Source organism: Acinetobacter junii (assembly GCF_018336855.1).
GTDB classification, from domain to species: domain Bacteria; phylum Pseudomonadota; class Gammaproteobacteria; order Pseudomonadales; family Moraxellaceae; genus Acinetobacter; species Acinetobacter junii.
Window position 1 is genome coordinate 3,362,630 of the sequence record NZ_CP059558.1, and the last position, 24,017, is coordinate 3,386,646.

At 39.0% G+C, this 24,017-nt stretch carries 24 protein-coding genes; 13 read left to right on the forward strand and 11 right to left on the reverse strand.

Annotated elements, in window-relative coordinates; genetic code table 11:
- Positions 1-83: 83 nt before the first annotated feature.
- From H2677_RS15580 to H2677_RS15595, 4 genes are all read left to right on the forward strand, one after another.
- A complete protein-coding gene (locus tag H2677_RS15580; protein ID WP_212638888.1) occupies positions 84-995 on the forward strand; it encodes a matrixin family metalloprotease in 912 nt (303 codons plus the stop codon).
- A gap of 324 nt (positions 996-1,319) precedes the next feature.
- The gene (locus tag H2677_RS15585; RefSeq protein WP_212638889.1) at positions 1,320-2,234 is read left to right on the forward strand and encodes a matrixin family metalloprotease; all 915 of its coding nucleotides are present in this window, start codon (positions 1,320-1,322) and stop codon (positions 2,232-2,234) included.
- A 333-nt stretch (positions 2,235-2,567) separates the two neighbouring features.
- Entirely contained in the window at positions 2,568-3,464 is an 897-nt protein-coding gene (locus H2677_RS15590) for a matrixin family metalloprotease (RefSeq protein WP_212638890.1), read from the forward strand.
- A gap of 128 nt (positions 3,465-3,592) precedes the next feature.
- The gene (locus H2677_RS15595; RefSeq protein ID WP_004914476.1) at positions 3,593-3,964 is read left to right on the forward strand and encodes a hypothetical protein; all 372 of its coding nucleotides are present in this window, start codon (positions 3,593-3,595) and stop codon (positions 3,962-3,964) included.
- A gap of 54 nt (positions 3,965-4,018) precedes the next feature.
- On the opposite strand, the gene H2677_RS15600 is transcribed toward H2677_RS15595, so the two are convergent.
- The 4 genes from H2677_RS15600 to H2677_RS15615 form a co-directional block, all read right to left on the reverse strand.
- Positions 4,019-5,311 (reverse strand): lytic murein transglycosylase, encoded by a 1,293-nt coding sequence (locus H2677_RS15600; protein WP_212638891.1) that lies wholly within the window; start codon positions 5,309-5,311, stop codon positions 4,019-4,021.
- Between the two features lie 606 nt (positions 5,312-5,917).
- Positions 5,918-7,039, reverse strand: a complete 1,122-nt coding sequence (locus H2677_RS15605; RefSeq protein WP_004949955.1) for a 5-(carboxyamino)imidazole ribonucleotide synthase — start codon at positions 7,037-7,039, stop codon at positions 5,918-5,920.
- 11 nt (positions 7,040-7,050) lie between these two features.
- Positions 7,051-7,563: a 5-(carboxyamino)imidazole ribonucleotide mutase gene (purE, locus tag H2677_RS15610; RefSeq protein ID WP_004914484.1), complete on the reverse strand. Its 513-nt coding sequence runs from the start codon at positions 7,561-7,563 to the stop codon at positions 7,051-7,053.
- A gap of 136 nt (positions 7,564-7,699) precedes the next feature.
- Positions 7,700-7,999 carry a DMT family protein gene (locus H2677_RS15615; RefSeq protein WP_004914485.1) on the reverse strand — a complete coding sequence of 100 codons (300 nt, stop codon included), beginning with the start codon at positions 7,997-7,999 and terminating at the stop codon, positions 7,700-7,702.
- Between the two features lie 129 nt (positions 8,000-8,128).
- On the opposite strand from H2677_RS15615, the gene H2677_RS15620 reads away from it, so the two are divergent.
- Together H2677_RS15620 and mpl are read left to right on the forward strand one after the other, a co-directional pair.
- The gene (locus H2677_RS15620; protein ID WP_212638892.1) at positions 8,129-8,656 is read left to right on the forward strand and encodes a hypothetical protein; all 528 of its coding nucleotides are present in this window, start codon (positions 8,129-8,131) and stop codon (positions 8,654-8,656) included.
- 153 nt (positions 8,657-8,809) lie between these two features.
- Complete coding sequence (gene mpl, locus H2677_RS15625) at positions 8,810-10,171, forward strand: UDP-N-acetylmuramate:L-alanyl-gamma-D-glutamyl-meso-diaminopimelate ligase (RefSeq protein ID WP_005403981.1); 1,362 nt, start codon at positions 8,810-8,812, stop codon at positions 10,169-10,171.
- A 259-nt stretch (positions 10,172-10,430) separates the two neighbouring features.
- Here the strand turns inward: mpl and H2677_RS15630 are convergent, their stop codons facing one another.
- Genes H2677_RS15630 through H2677_RS15645 form a run of 4 tightly spaced genes read right to left on the reverse strand, consistent with a single transcriptional unit; the run spans position 10,431 to position 14,256 of the window.
- Complete coding sequence (locus tag H2677_RS15630) at positions 10,431-11,174, reverse strand: SDR family oxidoreductase (protein ID WP_004914490.1); 744 nt, start codon at positions 11,172-11,174, stop codon at positions 10,431-10,433.
- A 19-nt stretch (positions 11,175-11,193) separates the two neighbouring features.
- Positions 11,194-11,892 carry a histidine phosphatase family protein gene (locus H2677_RS15635; RefSeq protein ID WP_129261197.1) on the reverse strand — a complete coding sequence of 233 codons (699 nt, stop codon included), beginning with the start codon at positions 11,890-11,892 and terminating at the stop codon, positions 11,194-11,196.
- The gene (locus tag H2677_RS15640) at positions 11,889-13,010 is read right to left on the reverse strand and encodes a phosphotransferase family protein (RefSeq protein WP_212638893.1); all 1,122 of its coding nucleotides are present in this window, start codon (positions 13,008-13,010) and stop codon (positions 11,889-11,891) included. The genes H2677_RS15635 and H2677_RS15640 overlap by 4 nt, the downstream gene beginning before the upstream one ends.
- A 16-nt stretch (positions 13,011-13,026) precedes the next feature.
- Positions 13,027-14,256 (reverse strand): acyl-CoA dehydrogenase family protein, encoded by a 1,230-nt coding sequence (locus H2677_RS15645; protein ID WP_212638894.1) that lies wholly within the window; start codon positions 14,254-14,256, stop codon positions 13,027-13,029.
- Between the two features lie 106 nt (positions 14,257-14,362).
- On the opposite strand from H2677_RS15645, the gene H2677_RS15650 reads away from it, so the two are divergent.
- Positions 14,363-15,277: a LysR family transcriptional regulator gene (locus tag H2677_RS15650; protein WP_212638895.1), complete on the forward strand. Its 915-nt coding sequence runs from the start codon at positions 14,363-14,365 to the stop codon at positions 15,275-15,277.
- Between the two features lie 60 nt (positions 15,278-15,337).
- On the opposite strand, the gene H2677_RS15655 is transcribed toward H2677_RS15650, so the two are convergent.
- Positions 15,338-16,534, reverse strand: coding sequence for a low temperature requirement protein A (locus H2677_RS15655; protein ID WP_004949973.1), 1,197 nt, complete (start codon positions 16,532-16,534; stop codon positions 15,338-15,340).
- Positions 16,535-16,925: 391 nt separating this feature from the next.
- Here H2677_RS15655 and H2677_RS15660 point away from each other — a divergent pair, with 391 nt between their 5' ends.
- The 3 genes from H2677_RS15660 (at position 16,926) to H2677_RS15670 (ending at position 19,621) form a co-directional block, all read left to right on the forward strand.
- Positions 16,926-17,882, forward strand: coding sequence for a TerC family protein (locus H2677_RS15660; protein ID WP_004914511.1), 957 nt, complete (start codon positions 16,926-16,928; stop codon positions 17,880-17,882).
- Between the two features lie 189 nt (positions 17,883-18,071).
- Entirely contained in the window at positions 18,072-18,446 is a 375-nt protein-coding gene (locus H2677_RS15665) for a hypothetical protein (protein WP_017397592.1), read from the forward strand.
- A gap of 14 nt (positions 18,447-18,460) precedes the next feature.
- Entirely contained in the window at positions 18,461-19,621 is a 1,161-nt protein-coding gene (locus tag H2677_RS15670; RefSeq protein ID WP_212638896.1) for a glutathionylspermidine synthase family protein, read from the forward strand.
- A gap of 61 nt (positions 19,622-19,682) precedes the next feature.
- Here the strand turns inward: H2677_RS15670 and H2677_RS15675 are convergent, their stop codons facing one another.
- Positions 19,683-20,156, reverse strand: a complete 474-nt coding sequence (locus H2677_RS15675; RefSeq protein WP_212638897.1) for a hypothetical protein — start codon at positions 20,154-20,156, stop codon at positions 19,683-19,685.
- 185 nt (positions 20,157-20,341) lie between these two features.
- Between H2677_RS15675 and guaD the strand changes: the two genes are divergently transcribed.
- The 3 genes from guaD (at position 20,342) to H2677_RS15690 (ending at position 22,891) form a co-directional block, all read left to right on the forward strand.
- A complete protein-coding gene (gene guaD / locus H2677_RS15680) occupies positions 20,342-21,667 on the forward strand; it encodes a guanine deaminase (RefSeq protein WP_212638898.1) in 1,326 nt (441 codons plus the stop codon).
- Positions 21,668-21,883: 216 nt separating this feature from the next.
- A complete protein-coding gene (gene hpt / locus H2677_RS15685; protein WP_004914531.1) occupies positions 21,884-22,411 on the forward strand; it encodes a hypoxanthine phosphoribosyltransferase in 528 nt (175 codons plus the stop codon).
- 228 nt (positions 22,412-22,639) lie between these two features.
- The gene (locus H2677_RS15690) at positions 22,640-22,891 is read left to right on the forward strand and encodes a GlsB/YeaQ/YmgE family stress response membrane protein (RefSeq protein ID WP_212638899.1); all 252 of its coding nucleotides are present in this window, start codon (positions 22,640-22,642) and stop codon (positions 22,889-22,891) included.
- A gap of 49 nt (positions 22,892-22,940) precedes the next feature.
- On the opposite strand, the gene H2677_RS15695 is transcribed toward H2677_RS15690, so the two are convergent.
- The gene (locus tag H2677_RS15695) at positions 22,941-23,639 is read right to left on the reverse strand and encodes a DsbC family protein (RefSeq protein ID WP_212638900.1); all 699 of its coding nucleotides are present in this window, start codon (positions 23,637-23,639) and stop codon (positions 22,941-22,943) included.
- Positions 23,640-24,017: the final 378 nt, after the last annotated feature.

Below are 24,017 nucleotides of genomic sequence, written 5' to 3' on the forward strand. Positions count from 1 at the left end.
TACAGTAGTGCTACTTTATGTATGAAGATAATATGCTTCTACAACATTGATGCAATGTAAGCTTAGACAAGAATATTCAAAAAATGCCCCGCCTTCTGATTGTTATATTTATACTGATTGCTGTATTTTGGCTAAATTATCAAAGTCGGGAACATCCACAACTCAAATTTAATGCGCTTTCAGATCGAGTGCTTCATCCTTTTGATACCCGCCTACGTTATCGTATCGGCGATGTTGACCCACGTTTTAAACTCAGCATCGAACAAGTAAGACAAATTAGCGAACAAGCAGCGACGATTTGGAACGATGGAACAGGTCAGCAATATATTGTTTATGATCCAAATGCTCAGCTTACAATTCACTTGATCTATGATGAGCGTCAATTTGAGAGTGAACAACAACGCGCTCATCTCAATCAACTCAAAATGAATCAACAAGAATGGATCAATAAAAAACAAGAATTAGATCAAATGGAACAGCAATTAGCCTTCAATAAACAAAGCCTAGATCGAAAAAAACAAGAATTAAATCAACAGATTGAAAACTATAACCATCAAGTATTGTTGGCTAAACAAAATGCTACTGATCATGATCGCCAATATTTCCAACAGCAACAATACGAATTACAACAGCTTGTACAAAAACTCAGGCTTGAGATTGATAACTTTAATCAGAACATTGTCGAACTGAATAGAAAAATTGACAGCTTAAATTCGTTAGATCAACAACTTGATAGTTCTGTAAAATTATATCGACAGCGCTTTCAGCCACGCCTTTTTCACAAAGGGCTATTTAACGGAAAACAGATTTTGATATATGAATTCCAATCTGAAAATGATCTACGGCTCACTCTTGCTCATGAATTTGGACACGCGCTGGGGCTCTCCCATCATAATGATCCACAAGCATTGATGCATCCATTAATGCAAGATCAAGACCTCAATGATTTCCGTTTAAAACCTGCTGATTTGGAGTTACTTCAAAGCGTGCAATAGAGAAAGTTATAGAAGGTGAAGTATATCTCATTAAAAAATTAAATTACAAAAAATAACAATTTGATTTTTAACTAAAAAGAAGCTTAAGTTATGCACTTTCGGTCAATTGATCAATTTTAAAGCATTGATTAATCTAATGTTATGAATAAAAAAACAACAATATAGACTCCATCTCTCTTTTATTGCGTTGTGCTATGAATCGCATTATTTTTTTTATTTTAAGGAAAAAAATCACACTTTTTCATATTAATTATTAATTAGATAGCGTTTTGACGACATCAAAATTTTGCTCAAAAATGAATTTTATTTGGGGGGATGTTGCTCATGCGTTATCAAGCTTTGTCCATTATTGTTGCGTGTTTGAGTCTAAATATTAGCAGTTTAAGCCATGCTCAAAATAACCCGCACAATGCAACTTCGCATCAGCATCAAGTTGCTGACATGCCCCTACGCTATCGTATCGCTCCAATAGATCCTCGTTTTAATTTGAGTAGCAAACAAGTCCTTGAACTGACTCAGCAAGCTGCAAAAATTTGGGAAGAAGAAACGGGTAAAAAGCATTTCATTTATGATCCAAGTGCTGAATTTACAATCAATCTAGTTTACGATGACCGTCAACAACACACCTCAAATCGCCTACAAGGTCTCAATCAACTTAAGCAACAACAGCAGCAATGGGAAATCGACTCTCTACAAATACAACAAGTAAAAGATGAGATACAACGTGCAACCGCCTCAATTGCAAGCAAACAAAGCCAACTCACTGCACAATTCCAACAATACAATGCAGATGTACAACGCTTCAATCAAATGCGATCTTCCTCTAAAGAATGGGCAGATCAACTAGCACAACGTCAAAAACAACTACAGCAACAATCTGCTGAATTGAAACAAGCAATCCAACAACACAGTCAAAAAACGCAACAACTAAATCAACAAATCAAAGGGTTAAACCAAAACAATCAACAATTAGCAATTTCGGCAAATCAGTTTAACCAAACATTCCAACCACGCCTTTTCCACAAAGGTCAATTTAATGGAAAACAAATCTCTGTGTATGAGTTCTCTTCCAAAGATGACTTACGTATGACTCTTGCGCATGAGTTCGGTCATGCCTTAGGTTTAGATCACACTGATGATCCAACGTCATTAATGTATCCTGTCATTCAAAAACAAAATATGGAACGATTTGCACTAGCACATGCAGATCAACAAGAGTTGGTTCGTGCCGTCAATTAATCATATTAAGAACTTGATTTGCACCGATCAATTTAACCATTCGGTATATTTATTAGACAAACAAACTTTTTTATTAGATGAATAGAAAAGTAAATATTGAGGTTAATTTCACATAATATTCAAAGTTTATTATTAAATCTAACATGCTGTAATTATTTTTATTATTCAAATTTCGTACATAAAAAACACAAAAAATGGCAATTTTAAAGCTAATTCCCTATTTTATTTAGAACTCCATTATTAAGAAAAAATAGTAAAAATGGTTTTTTAAGAAAATTGACTGATCATTTTAACTGAATAAAATACGTCCTTTTTCCAGTTTATCTCCTGTATATGCATCCGTTGTCTTGGCTGTTGTTTATCATTATTTCAGCATTTACCTCAATCCATACTCATGCTCACCCTGTGTCTCAACATCTGGATGAGGCGGAAGATGATGATTCGCCTCTACACTATCGTATTGCAGACCTTGATCCTCGCTTAAACATTAGTAAGCAAAAAATGGTTGAAATTAGTCAAGAAGCCGCCGCAATTTGGGAACAAGGTACGGGAAAACGCTATTTTGTTTATGATCCCAAAGCAACATTTACTGTAAATTTGGTCTTTGATCAGCGTCAAGTTCGTAGTATGAAACGAACTGAAAATCTCAAAAATCTAGAACAAGAAAAGCAGTTTTGGTTAGATGAGAATCAAAAACTACTAAAACTGAAGCAAGACTCTCAACAATTGCATACCCAATTAGAATTACAAAAAATTAAATATCAGGCCCAACTCAATGCTTACGCAAGCGCTCAGAAAAAATATCTCAATAAATCAAATACAAAAAATTTAAACTTACTCCAAGAGCGCACAAAACTACTCAAACAGCAGAGAGATGTCTTACAAATCCTGATCAATGATCATGATCGTAACCATCAACAAATTCAGGTTAAAACAGATGAATTAAAACAACTTCACGAACAGCTAACTCAGTCCGTTGATCGCTTTAATCAAAACTTTGCACCTCAACTCATTCATAAAGGGCAATTTAAAGGAAAACAGATCTTTATTTATGAGTTTTCTTCGATTGATGATTTACGCTTAACCCTAGCCCACGAATTTGGACATGCTTTGGGATTGAAACATACACATAATCCTAAATCATTGATGTATCCACGAATTAAGGAGCAAGATCCCAAAAACTTCCAACTAACAGCAACTGATCTCGCACTGTTAAATCATACAAATTAATGATGATCCCTCTATAAAATCACATGAAATCTACATTTCTATTCAGGTAACAAGAATAGGTCGATTCTTTGGATTTATTCGTGTTATTGTGTTGATAAAACATCATCTTAGTCTTAACGGAGATCAACATGAGTTATTATCATATCCTCATTGAAGTGAACGACCACATCAGTACGATTGAACAAACTCGTGATATTGAGATCTTGAATATTCAAGATATTAGCCCTTATCTCCACTCGATTTTGATTCCATATTTCAATGAGCAAATCGTTGAACTTGAAGATGAAAATGTGACTTATGATGAGATTCTTCATTTAGAAGTAAAACAAACGCTATTACCTATCGAACATCTGATCGAAGAAGAACAAAAACAATTACCAAGCGATACAGATGTCACTATTACTGCTTATGAAATCTTTAATGATCGAGATTTGAGCCAAGATGTGACTGCGGTTATTTTTGATATCTTAGAAGCGGTCAAATTAGACGTTGAACCATAAGAAAAAGGTCTACTTAAAGTAGACCTTTTTCTTTTTAAATTATTGATAAATGATTTATTGCATCATTTGTTTTGCTTGTTCTTGACGGAAAGCTCGTAATATTTGCTGCCCTGCGCGTCCAGTTGGATTTAAGCCAAGTCGTGTTTGTTCTTGTTGAATAGCTTGACGACTCTTATCACCTATTAGCCCATCTACTACACCAATATCATAGCCACGCTGTAGTAAAAATTGTTGAATTTCGCGGCGTTCCGCGCGTGAAGTACCAGGATCATCCGTCGGCCATGAAGTTAAAAATGGCGTACCTCCACGTAATCGGTCAGATAAATGAGCAATCGCTAATCCATAACTTTCAGCAGCGTTATAACTATAAATCGCATCAAAATTTTTGAAGACCAAAAATACTGGCCCATTTGAACCTGCTGGTGCCATTAAACCCGCCAATGTACTGCCAGAGAGATTTCCTTGAATTAAAGCGGTACCGTCGGCACGTGTAAGACCTTGTGCAATCCAGTGATTAAGTGATTTTTTATTACGGCGACTTTCACCTGAAATCGAGATTCCATCAGGAATTTTGACTTCAAATCCCCATGGCATTCCTGTTTGCCAACCTGCTCTTTTCAAGAAATTTGCTGTAGAGGCTAACGCATCGGTCGTACTAGAAACCAAATCACGGCGACCATCTCCATCAAAATCTACAGCTAAGCTTTCATAGGTTGATGGCATAAATTGCGTATGTCCAAATGCTCCAGCCCATGAACCATAAAGTTGGTCCTGGGTTAAATCTCCACGCTGTAAAATACGCATTGTTGCAAAAAACTCACCACGGAAATAACCTTGGCGACGTCCTTCACAGCTCAAAGTGCCTAAAGCCTGTAATAAAGGATATTTACCTGAAATGTCACCATAGTTACTCTCAACTCCCCAAACAGCAACGACTGTCTCTGCTGGAACACCATAGGCTTGTTCTACTCGGCGTAGTACGTCTTGATGCTGTGTAAGTTTCTGTTGACCTGCTTGCACACGCTCGTTATCAACCAAACCTGATAAATAATCCCAAATCGGCGTCGAAAATTCAGGTTGATAATTTAATTTATCAATCACTGAATAATCTGGCATTAGATTTTGCGTATAACGATCATAGGTCGAAGCAGAAACACCAGATGCGATGGCTTGAGAACGTAAATTTGCCAAACATCCCTGAAAATTTGAACTTGGAGAATAAACGTTGCTAGTTGGCGTTACAGTGGTAGCTGAAATGGTAGCACCATTAATCACCAGTTCCGCATGAGCTTGATTGAATAAAGTGAATAAGGCAGTGCCTAGAAAAAAACGCAAAAAATGTTTCATGTCTTAACCAGAATTTTTGAATTTAAATTTCGTATTCAAGATAGCATGCAGCAACAGCATGTATCGTTTGGAATCGTAACTTTGAATTCATTTCTTGTCTTTCAAATTTAAATAAATATTTTAAATTCATAAAAACTTGCGATTTTTAAATTTAAAACTTTGACCTATCGTTTTTAAATTCAAATCAACACATCTTTTTTTGAATTCAAAACACAATCCAAGTGATACAGCTTGTTTTAAATTCAAAAAAATCACTCAATTTAAATTTATTTCCTTAGCAATCACCCTAAAACTATCAAGAAGATGAATTAAGCCAATTTTCTCTTTAAAATCAGCATATAGTCATTGATACACACCACTAAAATTTAAATTCAAAACAACTTAAATCATCAAGTTTAAATTTAAATCTCACCCTATACTTTTGAATTTAAAAGCAACCTAACAACCAAAACTCAGTTTTAAATTCAAATTAAGGACACCTTGTTTAAATTCAAAACACCAGCAAGAGTTATCCACAACCAAATTCATTATACATTTTTAAATTCAAAAACATTAAGCCAATAAAAAAGCGATCCAAGGATCGCTTTTCGTTGCATTGTGGATAACTTAGATATTCATATCAGTCGTCAAAGCTAAAGGCACAGGTAAAATTTGAGCCAATTGACGGCATAAATCTGTTAATTCATCAGAATTATTCGGCATCAAAGTAATATGTCCTAACTTACGACCAGCACGCTCAGACTTATTATAAAGATGTAAATGAGCACCTTTCAGCGCTAAAACGTCCTCAGATTTAGGATGTTGCCCGATGATATTTACCATCACAGTTGGACGAACAACATCCGTTGCACCAAGTGGTAAGCCTGCAACTGCACGAATATGATTCTCAAATTGCGAACAAATCGCACCTTCAATCGACCAATGTCCTGAGTTGTGTACACGACATGCCATTTCATTGGCATAAAGCCCTTGCTCAGTTACGAATAACTCAAGCGTAAGCACACCCACATAATTCAAATGGTTCAATAAACGGGTAATGTAATCTTGTGCAACAGGCTGTAGATCTGTGCTGTTTGGCGCAGGAACAATCGAGTGTGACAAGATACCATTGTGATGATGATTTTCTGCCAATGCCCACGTTTTGACATCGCCATCTTGTCCACGTACTGCAATAATCGATACTTCTCGACTGAATTTCACAAAACTTTCAGCGATTAGACTTTTTGCAGGCCCAAGTTCAGCCCAAGCTGTATCAATTTGATCTTCTGAACGCAATACGAACTGACCTTTACCATCGTAGCCACCTGTTACGGTTTTTAATACGATCGGTAAGCCTAATTCATCAACAGCTTGCTTTAAACTTTGCAAGCTATCCACTGCGCGATAGGGCGCAACAGGAATAGCTAACTCATCAAACAAGCCTTTTTCAGCTAAACGGTTCTGAGCAGTCGCCAAAGCAAGACGAGGAGGGTGTAATGTTTTTGTCTGAGTCAGAACATCCACATCAGCTACAGGCGTATTTTCAAACTCAAGACTGAATACTTCAGCACTTGCGATGAAAGCTTGAAGCGCTTGTGGATCTTTACTTGAAAATACAGGACCTAGAATAGCCGCAGGGCAATCTGTTTCTGCTTCGAAAAAGCTACATTGAATATTGAGTGGTAAAGCGGCTTGCGCCATCATGCGTCCAAGCTGTCCGCCACCAAAAATACCGATGGTTTTATTCATGATCAACCTCGTTATACTTGACCAGGAATGTTATTACTCGATACTTTTTCAGTTTGTGCAGTACGGAAATCTGCAACATTTTTTGCGATCTCTGGGCGTGTTAAACCTAGAATTTGAGCTGCCATAATTGCTGCATTGGTTGCACCAGCTTGGCCAATTGCCAATGTGCCTACCGCGATACCTGCAGGCATCTGCACAATCGATAACAACGAATCAACACCATTTAAAATCGAAGATTTCACTGGCACGCCAAGCACTGGCAAATCAGTTTTTGCTGCGCACATTCCTGGTAAATGTGCAGCCCCACCAGCACCCGCGATAATCACTTGGATACCACGATCACGTGCTGTTTCAGCATATTCAAATAAACGATCTGGTGTGCGGTGCGCAGAAACCACTTCAGCTTCAAAAGGCACACCCAACTGTTTGAGCATGTTTGCGGTATGTTCAAGTGTTGCCCAATCCGATTGAGAACCCATGATAATCCCGACTAAAGGTTGGTTATCTGTTGCGACCGCATTCATTGGCTTTTCCAAAACAAGATAAAAAGAGGAGAGTGTCTCGACTTGCGCCAAGCACAAAGGAATAAATTGGGGGATATTATAGCGTTTTTTTCAGGCATCCCCAACTACAGAAACGATTAAGCATCGCATAGAAAAACTAGCTCTGATTACGAAAAACAAAGTAGACGCACCCAAGCAAACACAACATTGCCCAGACATAATCTAATTTAAATGGCTGTTTAAATAAAAAAATCATGAACGGAACAAAGACCAATAGTGTCACGACTTCTTGGGTAATTTTCATTTCTCCCAAGCTCCAGCCATATTGATTTAATAATTTCGTTGCGGGGATCATAAAACTGTATTCGAGTAGAGCGATACACCAGCTAAATAGAATCGCTTGCCAAAGCGGAGCATCGTGTAAGATTTTGAGATGTCCATACCATGCCAAGGTCATAAAACAGTTTGAAATAATCAATAAACACAGGGCTAAAAGCGTCGGGCTCAATTGTATTTACTCTAAAAATTTTGTAATAATTTTATAGTAAAATCCGTTTTTGAATAAGATTTGAGAAACATAAGGATTATGAAAAAGTTATTTCTACTGACTATTTTACTGTTTTCGATGAGCACAAACCACGCGATAGAATTAGATTTAGATAACCAAAATGAAGCCCTATCTGATTTAGCCAACATGTTCTATAGTGAAAAAAATGACCCTGTATATCGTTTTGAAGCCTTAGATCCTCAAAAACTAGATTATTCTGTAGAAAGTTTGAAATTTATAGATAAATATTTGTTAGATTTAAAGAAAAATAATTTAGATCAAATTTCTGATGATCTAAGATTTAAAACTGTTCTACGTACAGGTGCATATGTAGGAGAAACAATCAGAAAAAATGATAAAAATACAAATTGGCATTGGGTTGATTATGAAACAGCTAAGGAATTAAATCCTGAACTTTTTAATAATTTGGATCACTCAATTGAACTTGCTGCAGTACTAACAGATGGTGAACATTTCATCTTTCCACTGAATAAAGTTGTTAAATTTCTAAAAAATGGTGAAGAAGATAGTTTATATTTTTTTGCGACTACAGCGATGAAATTTTGACACTTCTCGCTTAAATTTTAAGTGAAGAACAACAACGAATTTTGACTATCTTTTCACTGCAAGCCTTGCTATCGTTGCGATTGAATTTTATTGATAACGACAATCATACACACGTGTTCCGTGCTGTATGCAAAGCAGTGGAGTAGGCGAGTTATGCATCTGCATATTTTGGGTATTTGTGGCACATTTATGGGGTCTTTGGCTCTATTAGCACGAGATTTAGGACATAAAGTCACAGGTTCAGATGCCAATGTTTATCCACCGATGTCGACTCAACTCGAAAATGCAGGCATCGAACTGATGCAAGGTTATGATCGTAGCCATTTGCAACCACATCCCGATCTCGTGATCGTCGGCAATGCCATGAAACGTGGTATTGATGCCATCGAGTATATGCTCAATGAAGGTTTACCTTATATTTCTGGCCCACAATTCTTAGCTGATCATGTGCTACAAGGTAAACATGTCTTAGGTGTCGCGGGTACACATGGAAAAACGACGACGACTACAATGTTGGCGTGGGTACTCGATCAAGCAGGTTTAAATCCAGGTTTCTTAATTGGTGGCGTACCGCTTGGTTTTAGCGAAAGCGCACGTTTAGGTGGTGGCAAATATTTCTGTGTGGAAGCTGATGAATATGATTCTGCTTTCTTCGATAAGCGTTCTAAGTTCGTCCATTATCATCCAAAAACTGCGATTTTAAACAATCTTGAATTTGATCATGCTGACATTTTTGATGATCTTGCTGCGATTCAAAAACAGTTTCATCATTTAGTACGCACCATTCCAAGCGAAGGTCGTATTATTGCTCCAATTACTGAAACCAATATTGATGAAGTATTAGCACAAGGCTGTTGGACGCCTGTGGTTCGCACCAGTCTTGAACCTAATGACCAAGCTGCTTTATCAGCGGAGCTGATCAGTGCCGATGGTAGCCATTTTAAAGTCCTTGAAAATGGCAAGGCAATCGGGGAAGTAAAATGGAATATGACAGGACAGCATAGTGTAGCCAATGCTTTGGCAACGATTGCTGCTGCTCAGCATGTCGGTGTCAGCCTTGAACAAGCCTGTGAAGCATTATCTAACTTTGGTGGTGTAAAGCGCCGTATGGAGCTGTTAGGTACTGTGCGTGGCATCGAAGTCTATGATGACTTTGCCCATCACCCAACTGCGATTGAAACTACACTCGACGGCGCACGTAAACGTCTTGGTGAACGTAAACTTTGGGCAATCATTGAACCACGTTCTAACACTATGCGTATGGGCAGTCATAAAGATGGTTTGGCGCACTCTGCACGTTTAGCGGATGAGGTAATTTGGTATCAACCAGAAGGTTTAGACTGGGATTTACAACCTGTAATCTCAGCATCTTCAAACAAGGCTGAAGTCAGCCGCTCTTTGGATGACATCATTGCCCGTGTAGTGAATGAAGCAGGCGAGGGCGATGCTGTTGTGATCATGTCCAATGGTGGTTTTGGTGGTTTACACCAAAAATTGATTACGGCTTTGTCGTAATTTAGCCCCTAGTTTATTTTCATTATCTAATATTGAAACGGTATTCACTATCGTGACAGGCGGCATGGATGCCGCCCGTTGGACTGTGGTATAGGGATATACCATCAGTCCAACAAAGGATTTTTGTTAACTTGCGGAGTAAACTCCTCACCCATGAAAAGTAAGGAAACGCCTATATCCAAACAGGTCAATGATTCAGCCTATATGAGGCTGTCAAACTTTCCAAATAGAGATATCTCCGATCTATTTTGAATAGTAATTAACTCAGTTTATTCACCAATTTTAACGGCAAAATCTTCATTGCTATGCCCATTGGCAACCATGGCCACTGCGGTACATAAGCCTTTACTGATTCCTTCTCGATGGCTTTAACCAACGCCTTGCAACCTGTCTTTTCATCCACTTCAAACGGTAGTTTTTTCGCACCCTCATTCATTTCAGTACGAATATAGCCAGGGAAAATGGTTGAAACTTTAATTGGCGTATCCAACAACTCTGCACGAATGCCTTCCGCTAAATGTGCCACTGCTGCTTTGCTCGCAGCATAGGTCGACAAATGCTTCGGTAAACCGCGCATTGCACTCATTGAGGAGATCACCACCAAATGACCCTTATTTTGCGCTCTGAAGATTTCAACTGCTGCTTCGCACTGTGCCAATGCTGAAATAAAGTTGGTTTCCGCTGTGGCACGATTTACTTCAAAATGCCCTTTACCAATACGACGACCATCACCTACACCTGCATTGACAATAATCCGGTCAATTGTCCCAAATTCCTGCTGAAAAGCTTTAAAAACCGTAAAAACATCATCGTAATGAGTCACATCAAGACTTTTGATTTTGACCTGAATTGCAAACTGGCTTTGCAATTCTTGTTGTAAGGATTCCAAACGATCTAAACGGCGTGCGCACAATGCCAAATTGTAGCCTTTGGCTGCAAATTCACGTGCCATACCAGCGCCTAAACCTGAACTTGCACCTGTAATTAAAATCGTCTTTGTCATTTCCTTCACCTATTCTTATTTATATCCATGTTAAGAGTTCAGCATCACGCGCTTTCAAATAGTGATGCTCATTGAAACTGAGTAATTGCAAACGACCATCTGTCCAACGCAATGTGGTGATACTGGCATTGGCAATCGACCAATTGAGCGCAAAAATCTGTTTAGCATTCAGACCTAGAACCTTCCCAACCGCCACAGAAATCACACCACCTGAACTAAACACTACAGCCTGACGTGGTTGTGTGGCATCAATGTGCTGACATAAACCATGTAAAGCACCTTCTACACGTGTTTGAAAGCCTAACCATGTCTCATGATATTCATGGTCATATTGCTCTCCAATCCAGCGTTCAATCGCGCCATCAAAGATTTTGGCAAGATAAGCACGTGGATTGGCAATTAACTCAACATCCTGCTTCAATAACTCAGGTTGATTAAAACGTTCATCATATTTGGCAAATACTTGTTGATGATCAAATTCATTCCAAACCGACTCTGTATGAATTGGTGCATCATTAAAACCTTGAGCCAAGGCTAATTGTGCTGTTTGTTGATGCCGCTGCATTGATCCTGCAAGCACTAAAGGACGTTCTTTCAAGGTATGTTTAAAAAAATCACCCACCACCTGCGCCTGTTGTTCACCTTTGGCTGAAAGCTGATCATAACTCGCAGCACCAAATGATGCCTGCCCATGTCGTACCAAATAGATAGTGGTCATCGTTTTAAAATATCCTGTAATTTCGCCCCATATTCAGGAATTAACTGCTGTGCTTCAGCATTGTTTTGTGCAATTAATTTTAGTGCCCGAATATGTAAGGCATGAATCATGATCCAGAAATCCTTAAAGGCTGGATTATCGGTTTGCTGATGGTAATAACGATAATAAATCTGTTGAGCAATCACCGCCAAACGGAACAAACCAAATACTTCATAAAATGCCCAATTGGCAGGTTGCAAACCAGTTTTTTCCAAGTAGTAGTCCACCACCTGTTGACGTGTCAGCATGCCTAGTAGATTGGTCGGTTGACGACGACTAGACTTCATCAATGCATCGTCATCTTCTTGAATCCAGTAGGCGAGAGCACTGCCTAAATCCATCAGCGGATCGCCAATAGTCGCCATTTCCCAGTCCAACACTCCGATCACTGTAGTAGGTTGTTGAGTATCTAAAATGACATTATCAAAACGCCAATCATTATGAATGACACAAGTTTTAGAATCCGCTGGAATATGTTGCTGTAGCCATTTCCGCACAAAGCTAAAATCAGGTACATTTGGCGTAAGCGCTTTACTATAACGTGCATCCCAACCTTCAACTTGACGGCGGCAATAGCCTTCGCCTTTGCCCAGTTTTTCCAGTTCTGTACCTTGATATGGCACTTGATGCAATTCAATTAATTTATCCAAAACATTCAGACACAACTGTTGAACTTGTGACTGATTCAATTCTAATTCTTTGGGTAAATTAGCTCGCGGAATGATGCCTTCAATCCGTTTCATGACATAGAAATCACAACCTATTACGTTCTCGTCCTGACACAATTCAACCATTTCAGGCAAGACAGGGTAGAACGGCTCAAGATGCTTCTGCACATTGTATTCACGTGCCATATCATGCGCTGATTTGGCTTTAGTGCCTTTCGGTGGACGTCGTAGGATTAAATCTTGATTGTCGTATTGCAAACGATAGGTCCAATTCGAAGCACCTCCTGAGTATTGAGTGACTTGTGCTTGACCTTGCAGTTGAACACCTTGATCTTTTAACCACTTTTCAACAGCGGAAATATCCAATTCTTCACCGTGACGAACCTGACCGCCGATATCAATCATTGTCATTTTGTTTTTATCCTTATTAACGGCCATAGCCACGTTTTTTCAATTCTAATTTAGCAATCATGCCCTTATGCACTTCATCAGGTCCATCAGCTAAACGTAAACTACGTGCTTGATTGAAAAATGCTGTCAGCGGAGTATCGCGTGATACACCTTCACCACCGTGAATTTGGATCGCCATATCAACGACGTTTTGCAATACAGTCGGTGCAACGACTTTGATTGCAGAAATTTCGGTGAGTGCTGCCATATTGCCTAAGGTATCCATCTTATAAGCTGCATACAGCGTTAATAAGCGAGCTTGATCGATCTGCACACGGGCTTCCGCGACACGTTCTAAATTGCCGCCAAGTTTAAGAATTTCTTTACCAAATGCCTTGCGTGACATGCCACGATCAATCATGAGTTCTAACGCTTTTTCCGCTGCACCGATACAACGCATACAGTGATGAATACGACCAGGCCCTAAGCGCCCTTGAGCAATTTCAAATCCTTGACCCGCACCACCAATAAAGTTGCTCACAGGTACACGCACATTGTCAAAACTGACCTGTCCATGTCCATGCGGTGCATCGTAATCACCAAACACAGGCAACATCCTTTCAATCGTTACGCCTTGCGTGTCGATCGGCACCAATACCATTGAGTGTTGATGATGACGATCTTTGTTAGGGTCTGGCGTATAAGCCATAAAAATAATAATTTTTGCATTCGGATCACCCAAGCCAGATGACCACCATTTACGCCCATTCAGAACAATTTCATCACCGTCAATCACTGCCGTGGCTTGCATATTAGTCGCATCGCTCGACGCGACCGCAGGTTCAGTCATGCAGAATACAGAGCGAATATCACCATTTAGTAGAGGTTGCAGCCATTGTTGTTTTTGTTCCCGACATCCATAACGCCATAGCAGCTCCATATTGCCACTATCAGGTGCATTACAGTTGAATACTGTCGGAGCCAGTAAACTTCGTCCCGTCAATTCAGCAATATGTGCATATTCCTGTACCGATAAACCTGCACCCAGTTCAGCATCAGGCAAGAACATATTCCATAAGCCTGCTGCTTTGGCTTTGGTTTTGAGTTGTTCGAGTTGAGTTGGCCACTGCCATTTGGTCCAGTCACCATCGACATTGAGTTGATGTACTTCATCCCAAAATGCTTTTTCAATCGGTTCTATTTCTTGTTGAATAAAAGCTTGTGTTCGCGCGATAAAATCCTGTGCTCGTTCAGATAATGCAAACATCATCATTTCCCTCAAGGTAAATATGTGGCGAAACTGAATTCGCTGCTTTACATCACCTTAAGCGAAAACTTATTATGAATGAAATGATTTTATTTTATTCAACACTATGAATCATATTCATAATATAAACCCATTAGAAGTGGGTAACTTCCATCGTATTGATATCAATCTGTATCCACTTTTTATTGCGATTTTTGAGCAAAAAAGTATTTCTAAGGCCGCTCAACTTCTTTGTATTAGTCAATCTGCGGTCAGTCATGCTCTACAACGTTTGCGTCTGCAACTTAAAGATGAATTATTTGTGCGCAGTGGACAAAAAATGCTTCCCACACCTTTTGCCGAACAAATTTATCAACCGATTCAAACGGCGTTATCAACGATTCAAAATATTGCGATTCCACAACACGACTTTGATCCTAGCATGCTACAAAGCTTGAAAATCGCAATTCATGATGAAATTGAACCGATTATTTTTCCTCAATTAGTGCATCATTTTAGTCAACTCAATCTCGATATTCAGTTTTTGAGTTCCAAACTTGATCGAAAGAATATGCTGGCTGATCTTTCAGCACAACAAATTGATTTTGTGATTGATCTAGTACAACCCTATCAAGAAAATTTACAGTTTGAAAACTTGATTGAAGATCATTTTGTGGCGTGTACACTTCAAACAGAGATGGATTTATCTCTCTATTTATCCTCACCACATATCGGAGTGTCCTCTCGGCGAACAGGATTATTACTTGAAGATATTTATCTCAATCGACAGCAACTTTCTCGACAAATTTTTATGCGCTGTCAGCACTATTCCACTGCCTTACAAGTCTTGGCTCAGTATCCTAATGCGATTCTCACCATTCCTCATAGTATTTTAAAACATCTGCATTATGCGCAAGATTTAAAAATACATCAGTTACCCATCGAGCTGCCTAAAATTAAAATGGGGATGTATTGGCACGAACACGTCAGACAGAATCCTCGCCATCAGTTTCTTCGAAATGAAATTTTGAAAATTTTTTGAGCCTACCAAGTTAGCGTATTAAAACGCCAAACTTGGTGGTAGTTCAAATGGAAAGGAGGCTTAATGTGTTGCGATGCTTTGCTCATCATCACAATTCATCAAAAAAGCTTTAGACAACATAAGACGGAGGATGTAGACAATCGCCATCGCAAACACAATGTGTCCAATCTGATTAAAGATAAATGGCAGACACAATAGAATAAAAACCGTGATTGGATAAATCCAACGTCTCCATCCCTTTAAATAAAACGCTTCATAAAATAGCCATACGCAGGTGCTATAAACAACCAAACTTGCGGCAATAATCAAACCCATCATTTGAGCTGAAATTTCGGCATGTTTCGTTGAAACATCGACCGCAGCGGCTAATGCAGCCCCTAACACAGCAATACTAATAAAAATGAGAAAGTGCCCATAACCCCATAAAAATGGTTGTACACCACGGCGTTGATGGTGGTGATGACTGCGATCAAAATAAACCCACCACATCGCAAACATCATCAATAGCCCACCCACAATCAGAAAAATCTCCTCAAGGTTCAATACCTGATTCGAAAATGCATCTTGAGTGGCAGCAAAACATCCAATAATCGACTCACCTAATACGATAATCGTCAACAAGCCATAACGCTCCACAATATGATGTGGGTGCCAAGGTGTGATCGCATGTTTTTCGGCATAGAATGGTACTGCTAGTTCACATATCACCAAGACTAGAAAGAGCAACGGACTAATATGAATCGAACTAAAATTAGTAATCAACCAACCTAATTGAACTAATACAATGCCGATGGCATATCGATAGGCGGTTACTTTTCGCAAAGGATCATGTTTAGCGACACGAATCCACTGAGTCACCAAAGCCAAACGCATAATCACATAACCGATAATGATCATGTCAAAATTATGCTGCTGAAATACCGCAGGAATACCTGCCGCCATCACTAAAGAACCAGCCATTTGTACAAAGGTCAAACAACGATACAGCGTATCGTCATTGTCATAGGCTGAAGCAAACCAAGAAAAGTTCATCCATGCCCACCAAAGTGCAAAAAACACCATAAAGTAGGTCGGTAAAGCATGCCACAAATGACCTTCGATCATAGCGTGATGCAGTTGTTGACCTGCAGTTGCAATTGCAACAACAAAAACCAAATCAAATAACAACTCCAAAGGGGTAGCGGCACGATGTGATTCTTGGGGATCTCGTGGGGCAAATGCCTTTAATGTTGTGTGGTGAAGTTTTTCAGCACTCATATGTTTTTTCTCTACGCTGTATTTTGTTCATCATTGCTAAGAAAATCCTTCAGAATGAAAGGGCAACAACGAGCATGATAAAATATTGTTGAAAATTTATTCATTCAAAAATTGCACAAACACACAAATTATGTAATCCTATGCACATATTTGGATGTTACCGTCCATACAGAATTAGTTTGACAAGGGGAGTAGCCTCCTCCAAGCCCAAGTGCATATCATGCCTTCGGTGTCAGAGTTTCGTCATTACACTTTGCAAAAAGTCGGACTCTGAGCATCACAGTACATTGTGATGTAGGCAAGACCTTGATCATGTTGAAACAGATGTTTTTTATTCATCTGGCAACTGGTCAAGGTTTTTTTATGCCCATTTGCCAGATAGGGAGTTGTGATGGACACTATCGGTAATATATGGCTATATGCCATCTTCTTTGGCATCGTCATCGTGATGCTACTGATCGATTTTTTGGGCTTTAAACAAAAGCAAAATCAGGATGTTCCAATTAAGCAAGCGGCTTATTGGAGTATTGCTTGGGTTTCAGTTGCGGTAATGTTTGGTGGTGGTTTGTGGTTCTATTTACAACAAACTGTTGGGGTAGGTATAGCCAACCAAAAAACCATGGAATACTTCGCAGGTTATTTGTTAGAAAAATCTTTAGCGATTGACAACGTTTTTGTTTGGTTAATGATTTTCTCTGCATTTGCGATTCCTTCTGCACTGCAACGTAAAATCCTACTCTACGGCGTATTAGGTGCCATCGTATTAAGAACCATCTTTATTTTTATTGGTGCATGGTTCGTTCAAGAGTTTTCATGGGTTCTTTACATCTTCGGTGCATTCTTGGTCTATACAGGTTTCAAATTTCTAAAAGGACAAGACGAAGAAACCAATATCGAAGATATCAAAACTTTAAAATGGTTACGCAAACATATGCGTATCACGCCACAACTTGAAGGTGAAAAATTCTTTGTTCGCCGTGATGGTTTGTTGTGGGCGACACCATTATTTTTAGTTCTGATTTTGGTTGAAGGTTCCGACGTTATCTTTGCGGTCGACTCAATTCCAGCGATTTTTGCGGTAACAAGTGATCCATTTATCGTATTGACTGCAAACCTAATGGCGATTTTAGGCTTACGCGCGATGTTCTTCTTGTTGGCTGGTGCGGCAACTAAATTGCATTACTTACCATACGGTTTAGGGATTATCTTACTGTTTATTGGTGCAAAAATGCTGATGCTCGACGTGTTCCACATGCCGATTTGGATTTCATTAGGCTTCATCGTCCTCGTCTTAAGCATTACAGCTTACCTTTCTCTGCGTCATAACAAAAAACAGCTACAATCCTAAGCGAATCACTCAAGACATCTGAGCTTCAGATGTCTTGAGATTTAAAAACCTAAAATTAGACTGTACATTAAAAAAACAGATCAATATGATATGTCGGCTTTACGCTTTTATCTTTCTGATTAGAAACATAATAAACAAAGTTGCTTCGCTATGAAGGCGCTTACAACTAAATTAAATGAGTGGCAGATTATGCGTTCTAAAAAAATCAATCTCGTTGTCGTCCCGCTATTATTAACTGCATGTAGCCATAATGATGGTCCATTGGTTCAAGATGTTTACAACAACCAATATGACTGCGCAGCTGACTGGAATACTGACACTTGTGAAGAAGAGAATAACAACGCGAGTAGTGGTTATTATGCAGGTAGTTATGGATCAAACCGTTATCTAGGACCACAATACTACCAAAATAATCGTGAGGTCTCGTTTAGAGGTCATACTTTACGACCTAGAAGCAATCTTAGTGTGGGACAACCCACTGTTTCAACTACGCTGAAAAGTTCTTCATTATCTTCTCCAATCCGTGGCGGATTTGGACGTGGTGGCATGTCTTTCGGTGGTTAAATTAGAACAACAATATGAAAAGAAAATTATTTTCCCCACGTACCGATTGGCAGCTTGAACACCAAAAGATTGGGTTCGATTATTTTAATCTACCTTCATTGGACGGTTCTATTTATTGGTCGGAAGGTGTCGCCTACGAGTTCACGCTAAAACAAATCGAACAGTTGGAAGATGCAGCAAACGAACTTCATCAAATGTGTTTAGCTGTAGTAGGGGATTTAATTCAACGTGGTGATTATCCCAATTATTTCCAGATTCCACAGGCTGCTATTCCACATATTGAGCATTCATGGCAACGGAATAGTCCGATGCTCTATGGACGTTTTGATTTCGCCTATGATGGATTGCAGATCAAAATGCTGGAATACAATGCTGATACACCCACGGGTTTATTGGAAGCCTCTGTAGCGCAATGGCTATGGATCGAACAAGTCTCAGGCATTCCAAATCGAGATCAATTCAACAGCATTCACGAAGACCTAATTAAGCGTTGGAAAACTATTTTACCTCGCGGGAGCCATCTCCACTTTGCAGCTTGTCAGGAAGCAGGGCGAGAAGATTGGGGCAATTTAGAATACTTAATGGATACTGCCTTTCAAGCTCATTTACAGGTCTCTGAACTGTCGATGGAAAATATTGGTTGGAATGGTCAGAGTTTTGTAGATCTAAACAATCGACCGATTCAAAATCTATTTAAGTTATATCCGTGGGAATGGATGTGGGAAGAATCATTTGCCCAGTATCTTCAGCCAGAAACGAACTGGATCGAACCGTGTTGGAAAATGTTGCTCTCCAATAAAGCGATTTTAGTTGAGCTATGGAAGCGGTATCCAAATCATCCATTGTTGGTTGAAACCTATGCCTATGACCCTGAACAACACTTCAGTGGAAAATGGGTAAAAAAACCAATCTTGGCGAGAGAAGGGGCAAATATCCGTGTCTTGCAAGATGGTCAGGATCAGGGCGCTGCTTCAGGTAGTTTTTATTTTGATGACTATGACAAATATGGTTATGTGATTCAGAAGTGGGTCGACACGCCGTTATTTTCTGGTCAGTTACCGACACTGGGGTTATGGATGGTCGGACATCAATGCGCAGGCATGTCGATTCGTGAAGACTGTTATGACATTATTGGCAATGATGCACATTTCGCAGCGCATTATTTTATAGAGTAAATCTAGATAACAATCATCTATCGGTCAGGATTTAATGAGATACATCCTGACCGTATCAAGTTTAAATCGTATGTGCTGCCACACGTTTTATATAAGACACTAAACGTGTAAAAAATAAAATTTGCAGAAAAATTGTAAAGGCTGACACACACCATTCATACCATATTACAAATGCAGTCTGAGCCAATCCAAAATTTTGATAGATCAGCAAGAGAACAACTCCAAAAACCACACCAGCAACCGTGGTTTGAATCAAAATAGGAAAGGAGAGGGCTGTGATCCGATTCAAAAAATTGATTCCCTCATCAGCACCATTGGCTTGATAAGTTCGTTGAATACCAATCAGCATAATCAATAAAGTTAAAATGGCTTCTAGGCTAATCACACGTACATCATAATAAGGTGAATACATCCCATAGTAATACACCACACTCACGACCAAAGCCGCAGCTAAATAATAATTTTTATAATGCTGTTTGCTCAAAGTATCTTCGGCAAGTTCATGTGCAAGTGCTTTGGTATTCCAAAAATACATGCTTATTTTTCCAAAAAGTATAATTATTGCTGACAATTTACTCATTTGAGCTTAAAAGTAAAGTGAATTGATTCAGATGATTAGTTCACTTCTATCCATTTTACTGCGTCAAAATATGAGAACAATCCAGTAAAATGATCAAAATCAGGTACAATCAACCGAAAAAAGTAAAATTGTAGGTTGTTATGACTTTGGCTACTCCCATCACGGTTGTTCGTGGTCGCTTCTTAGATATTCAAAACATAGTTTCACACGCGACAGAGATCGCAGAGCAGGTTCGTTATATTGAGGATGGTGTTCTGATCACTGAACAGGGCAAAATTCGCTGGTTTGGCCCTTGGGAAGCTGCTCAAGATCATCTTCCTAAAGATGTTGAGATTCAACATTACCCAGAACAATTGATCATTCCTGGAATGATTGATACGCACATTCACTTCCCACAGACTGAAATGGTGGGTGCATATGGCGAACAATTATTAAGTTGGTTAAATACTTATACATTTCCAACAGAAATCCAGTTTAAAGACAAAGCCTATGCACAAGAAATTGCCAAATTTTTTGTTAATGAACTACTCAAAAATGGTACGACCACAGCTTTAGTTTTTTGTACCGTACATCCAGAGTCTGTTGATGCCTTATTTGAAGCCGCAGAACAGCACCAAATGCGTTTAATCGCAGGCAAAGTAATGATGGATCGTCATGCACCTGAAGCGCTATGTGATAGCGCAGAAAGCGCTTATGTTGATTCTAAAGCGTTAATACAGAAGTGGCATGGTCAAGGTCGCGCACTTTATGCGATTACCCCACGTTTTGCACCAACCTCGACACCAGAACAACTTGAACGAGCAGGGCAACTTAAAGCAGAGTTCCCTGATGTGTATGTGCACACGCATTTAAGTGAAAACAAAGATGAAATTGCATGGGTGAAAGATTTATTTCCTCATCAAAATGGTTATCTTGATGTTTATCACCACTATGGTTTAACAGGTCAGCGCTCCGTTTTCGCACACTGTGTACATTTAGAGGATACTGAGTGGAAATGTATGCATGATACAAACTCAGCAATTGCTTTTTGCCCAACATCAAACTTGTTCTTAGGCAGTGGCTTATTTCCCTTAAAGAAAACATGGGATCAGCAAGTCAAAGTTGGACTCGGTACAGATATTGGTGCAGGTACTTCGTTTAGCCTATTGCAAACAGTCAATGAAGCCTACAAGGTACAACAACTACAAGGCGATAAATTATCCGCATATGAATCGTTGTACCATGCCACTTTAGGTGGTGCAAAAGCGCTAGATTTAGATGATAAGCTGGGTAACTTTAATGTAGGTAAAGAAGCGGATTTTGTAGTACTTGATCTTAAAGCAACGGCATTACAACAGTTGCGTCAATCACGTGCTAAATCCATCGAAGACAGTTTGTTTGCCCTATTTACCATGGGCGATGACCGCAATATTGAAGCGACCTATATTTATGGACAAAAAGCCTATCAGCAAAACCAAAGCATTTAACTCAAAAAGCTTAGGACTCCTCTTATTGGCGATCGGATGTGCTGTCTTACTTCGACGAGACAGTCATTCCTCTCAAAATGATACATTTTCATCAGCATCAAAAGATGCATGAAAATTCATTTTGTTTTAAAATTCTCGTATTAACTCAAGATTTCGAGGTGTTGCAGGTCAACACCTTTTTTATTTTCCCATTTTTAAAGTTTTAGGAATCTATCGATGACTGTTGCAATGCGCGTAATGATTTCCAGTGAAGAGATCCAAGCCAAAGTGAAACAACTTGGTGACAAAATCAACGCACACTATGCTCAAAGTGATAAAGAACTGGTATTGATTGGCTTATTGCGTGGTTCAGTCATTTTCATGGCAGATTTATGCCGTGCAATTGAAAAGCCACATGAACTCGACTTTATGACGGTTTCAAGTTATGGCGGTGGTACGGTTTCCACGCGTGATGTCAAAATATTAAAAGATCTCGATGGTGAGATTAACGGCAAAGATGTCCTCGTTGTCGAAGATATTATTGACTCTGGGAATACCTTGAGCAAAGTTGTTGAAATGCTCAAAACACGTAATCCAAATTCAATCGAACTATGTACTCTGGTGAGCAAGCCATCACGCCGTGAAATTGATTTAGAAGTGAAATTCTTAGGCTTTGAAGTCGAAGATCGTTTTATTGTCGGCTACGGCCTAGATTACGATCAGAAGTACCGTCATCTCCCATTCATTGGAGAAATTGGTCTTTAATTGGCATAGGTTCTTAGCATTTTTTGATAACGATGCTGTCATAACTAAAAGCAGATTAAATATTGATAAGGTACGCTTGCGTACCTTTTTTTTTGCTTGAGCTTTCATCAAACACTGTTCAATTTTGCACAAAAATACGACATAAGTAGGCAATTGACTACAGACATTTCAAGGTGAAATCTAGCAGGATAAGACAAAATACTAATGTTAAAACAAGGAGAAAATACAATGTGGTCTCTGATTGTAGCAATCGTCGTTGGTTTCTTTGCGGGTTTGATTGCTCGCGCTTTGCATCCAGGAAATGATAAAGCAGGCTTTATAGTGACGACTGCGCTTGGTATCTCAGGTTCTTTACTTGCGACTTATGGTGGCCGACTGTTGGGGCTTTATGGTGAAAATTCAGCAGCAGGATTTATTGCTTCTGTGATAGGGGCAGTGATTATTCTGTTTATTTATAATTTAATTATGAAAAAGACCTAATCAATCTGATAGCTCCCAAATCATTAACTTGAATTGGGAGCATCTGATGTTATAAACCTAGTTCTTTCCAAATCATTTGAATATCAGCGGCACTTCGTCCACCCACCATTTTTAAACCATTTGAAAAGATTAAGGTTGGCGTACCATTCACACCCAATTTACGTCCTAAGCTCAGGTTTCTCTCAATTGGGTTTTCACAGGTTTTTGCTTTCGGCTGAACATTTTTTTGCAACAAGTTTTTCCACGCTACACTTTGATTTTGCTCACACCAGACCTGCTTAGATACAGTGAGTGATTGTGCTTTTAATGGATAAATAAATGTATAGATAGTCACATCATTGAGTTTATCAAGTTCTGCTTCTAGCTGTTTGCAGTACGGGCAATTCGGATCTGAGAAAATAGCCAACTGACGTTTACCACTACCTTTTACCGTTTTAATTGCATCCTGAAGAGGAAGTTGTTTCCAATCAATAGAGTTTTGTTTGAGCACTAAATCCTTAGTCAGATTTTTCTGATCTTGCAGGCGAATCATAGATCCTATGAACATATGTTGTGCATTTTCATCCAAGTAAATAATTTGATTATCAAGATTGGCACTATACAAGCCTGACATTTCTGTTTTTTGGATATTTGTGATCTCCATATTTGGATACTGTTTGCTTAAATTGCTTTTCAATGTCTCAACATTCGCGATTGCTAGAGTAGACACTCCTCCCAACACAGCCAGCATTCCAATTTTTTTTAGCATAGTGCAACTCGAATAAAAGGTTTTCCGTATTGTACGCATATCATGTTTAAGGGGTAGCTGAGCTTACTGAGATACAACCAAACTTGAACTAAATACAGCAATGTTTCACGTGGAACATCATAGCGCTAAATTCGATTTGAAATGGATCACACTTTTACAAACACGCGAAGTAAAAAAGCGACAAAAATTATCACAGCACATTGATATAAAAACAAAAAATACATTAAAAGTAGAACGTTTGGTCGCTTTTTGAAATAATCTGATGATTCAAAAAACCGTGTTGTCCTTCATTTAAAAGAAACAAGGAGATGTTTTCTTTTGATGAACCATTTTCCAACAAACAACACTCATAAGTCTCGTTTTTACGTTAGGTTGACC

Bases quoted from the DNA above. Each gene is read 5' to 3' on its own strand.
- H2677_RS15660 (WP_004914511.1), top strand. From the start codon at position 16,926: ATGGACACTATCGGTAATATATGGCTATATGCCATCTTCTTTGGCATC.
- H2677_RS15645 (WP_212638894.1), bottom strand. From the start codon at position 14,256: ATGTTTGCATTATCTGAACGAGCACAGGATTTTATCGCGCGAACACAA.
- H2677_RS15695 (WP_212638900.1), bottom strand. From the start codon at position 23,639: ATGCTAAAAAAAATTGGAATGCTGGCTGTGTTGGGAGGAGTGTCTACT.
- H2677_RS15580 (WP_212638888.1), top strand. From the start codon at position 84: ATGCCCCGCCTTCTGATTGTTATATTTATACTGATTGCTGTATTTTGG.
- H2677_RS15630 (WP_004914490.1), bottom strand. From the start codon at position 11,174: ATGACAAAGACGATTTTAATTACAGGTGCAAGTTCAGGTTTAGGCGCT.
- H2677_RS15635 (WP_129261197.1), bottom strand. From the start codon at position 11,892: ATGACCACTATCTATTTGGTACGACATGGGCAGGCATCATTTGGTGCT.
- mpl (WP_005403981.1), top strand. From the start codon at position 8,810: ATGCATCTGCATATTTTGGGTATTTGTGGCACATTTATGGGGTCTTTG.
- H2677_RS15600 (WP_212638891.1), bottom strand. From the start codon at position 5,311: ATGAAACATTTTTTGCGTTTTTTTCTAGGCACTGCCTTATTCACTTTA.
- H2677_RS15665 (WP_017397592.1), top strand. From the start codon at position 18,072: ATGCGTTCTAAAAAAATCAATCTCGTTGTCGTCCCGCTATTATTAACT.
- H2677_RS15655 (WP_004949973.1), bottom strand. From the start codon at position 16,534: ATGAGTGCTGAAAAACTTCACCACACAACATTAAAGGCATTTGCCCCA.
- H2677_RS15595 (WP_004914476.1), top strand. From the start codon at position 3,593: ATGAGTTATTATCATATCCTCATTGAAGTGAACGACCACATCAGTACG.
- H2677_RS15615 (WP_004914485.1), bottom strand. From the start codon at position 7,999: ATGACCTTGGCATGGTATGGACATCTCAAAATCTTACACGATGCTCCG.
- H2677_RS15650 (WP_212638895.1), top strand. From the start codon at position 14,363: ATGAATCATATTCATAATATAAACCCATTAGAAGTGGGTAACTTCCAT.
- H2677_RS15640 (WP_212638893.1), bottom strand. From the start codon at position 13,010: ATGACAATGATTGATATCGGCGGTCAGGTTCGTCACGGTGAAGAATTG.
- H2677_RS15690 (WP_212638899.1), top strand. From the start codon at position 22,640: ATGTGGTCTCTGATTGTAGCAATCGTCGTTGGTTTCTTTGCGGGTTTG.
- hpt (WP_004914531.1), top strand. From the start codon at position 21,884: ATGACTGTTGCAATGCGCGTAATGATTTCCAGTGAAGAGATCCAAGCC.
- H2677_RS15670 (WP_212638896.1), top strand. From the start codon at position 18,461: ATGAAAAGAAAATTATTTTCCCCACGTACCGATTGGCAGCTTGAACAC.
- H2677_RS15620 (WP_212638892.1), top strand. From the start codon at position 8,129: ATGAAAAAGTTATTTCTACTGACTATTTTACTGTTTTCGATGAGCACA.
- H2677_RS15605 (WP_004949955.1), bottom strand. From the start codon at position 7,039: ATGAATAAAACCATCGGTATTTTTGGTGGCGGACAGCTTGGACGCATG.
- H2677_RS15675 (WP_212638897.1), bottom strand. From the start codon at position 20,156: ATGTATTTTTGGAATACCAAAGCACTTGCACATGAACTTGCCGAAGAT.
- purE (WP_004914484.1), bottom strand. From the start codon at position 7,563: ATGAATGCGGTCGCAACAGATAACCAACCTTTAGTCGGGATTATCATG.
- guaD (WP_212638898.1), top strand. From the start codon at position 20,342: ATGACTTTGGCTACTCCCATCACGGTTGTTCGTGGTCGCTTCTTAGAT.
- H2677_RS15590 (WP_212638890.1), top strand. From the start codon at position 2,568: ATGCATCCGTTGTCTTGGCTGTTGTTTATCATTATTTCAGCATTTACC.
- H2677_RS15585 (WP_212638889.1), top strand. From the start codon at position 1,320: ATGCGTTATCAAGCTTTGTCCATTATTGTTGCGTGTTTGAGTCTAAAT.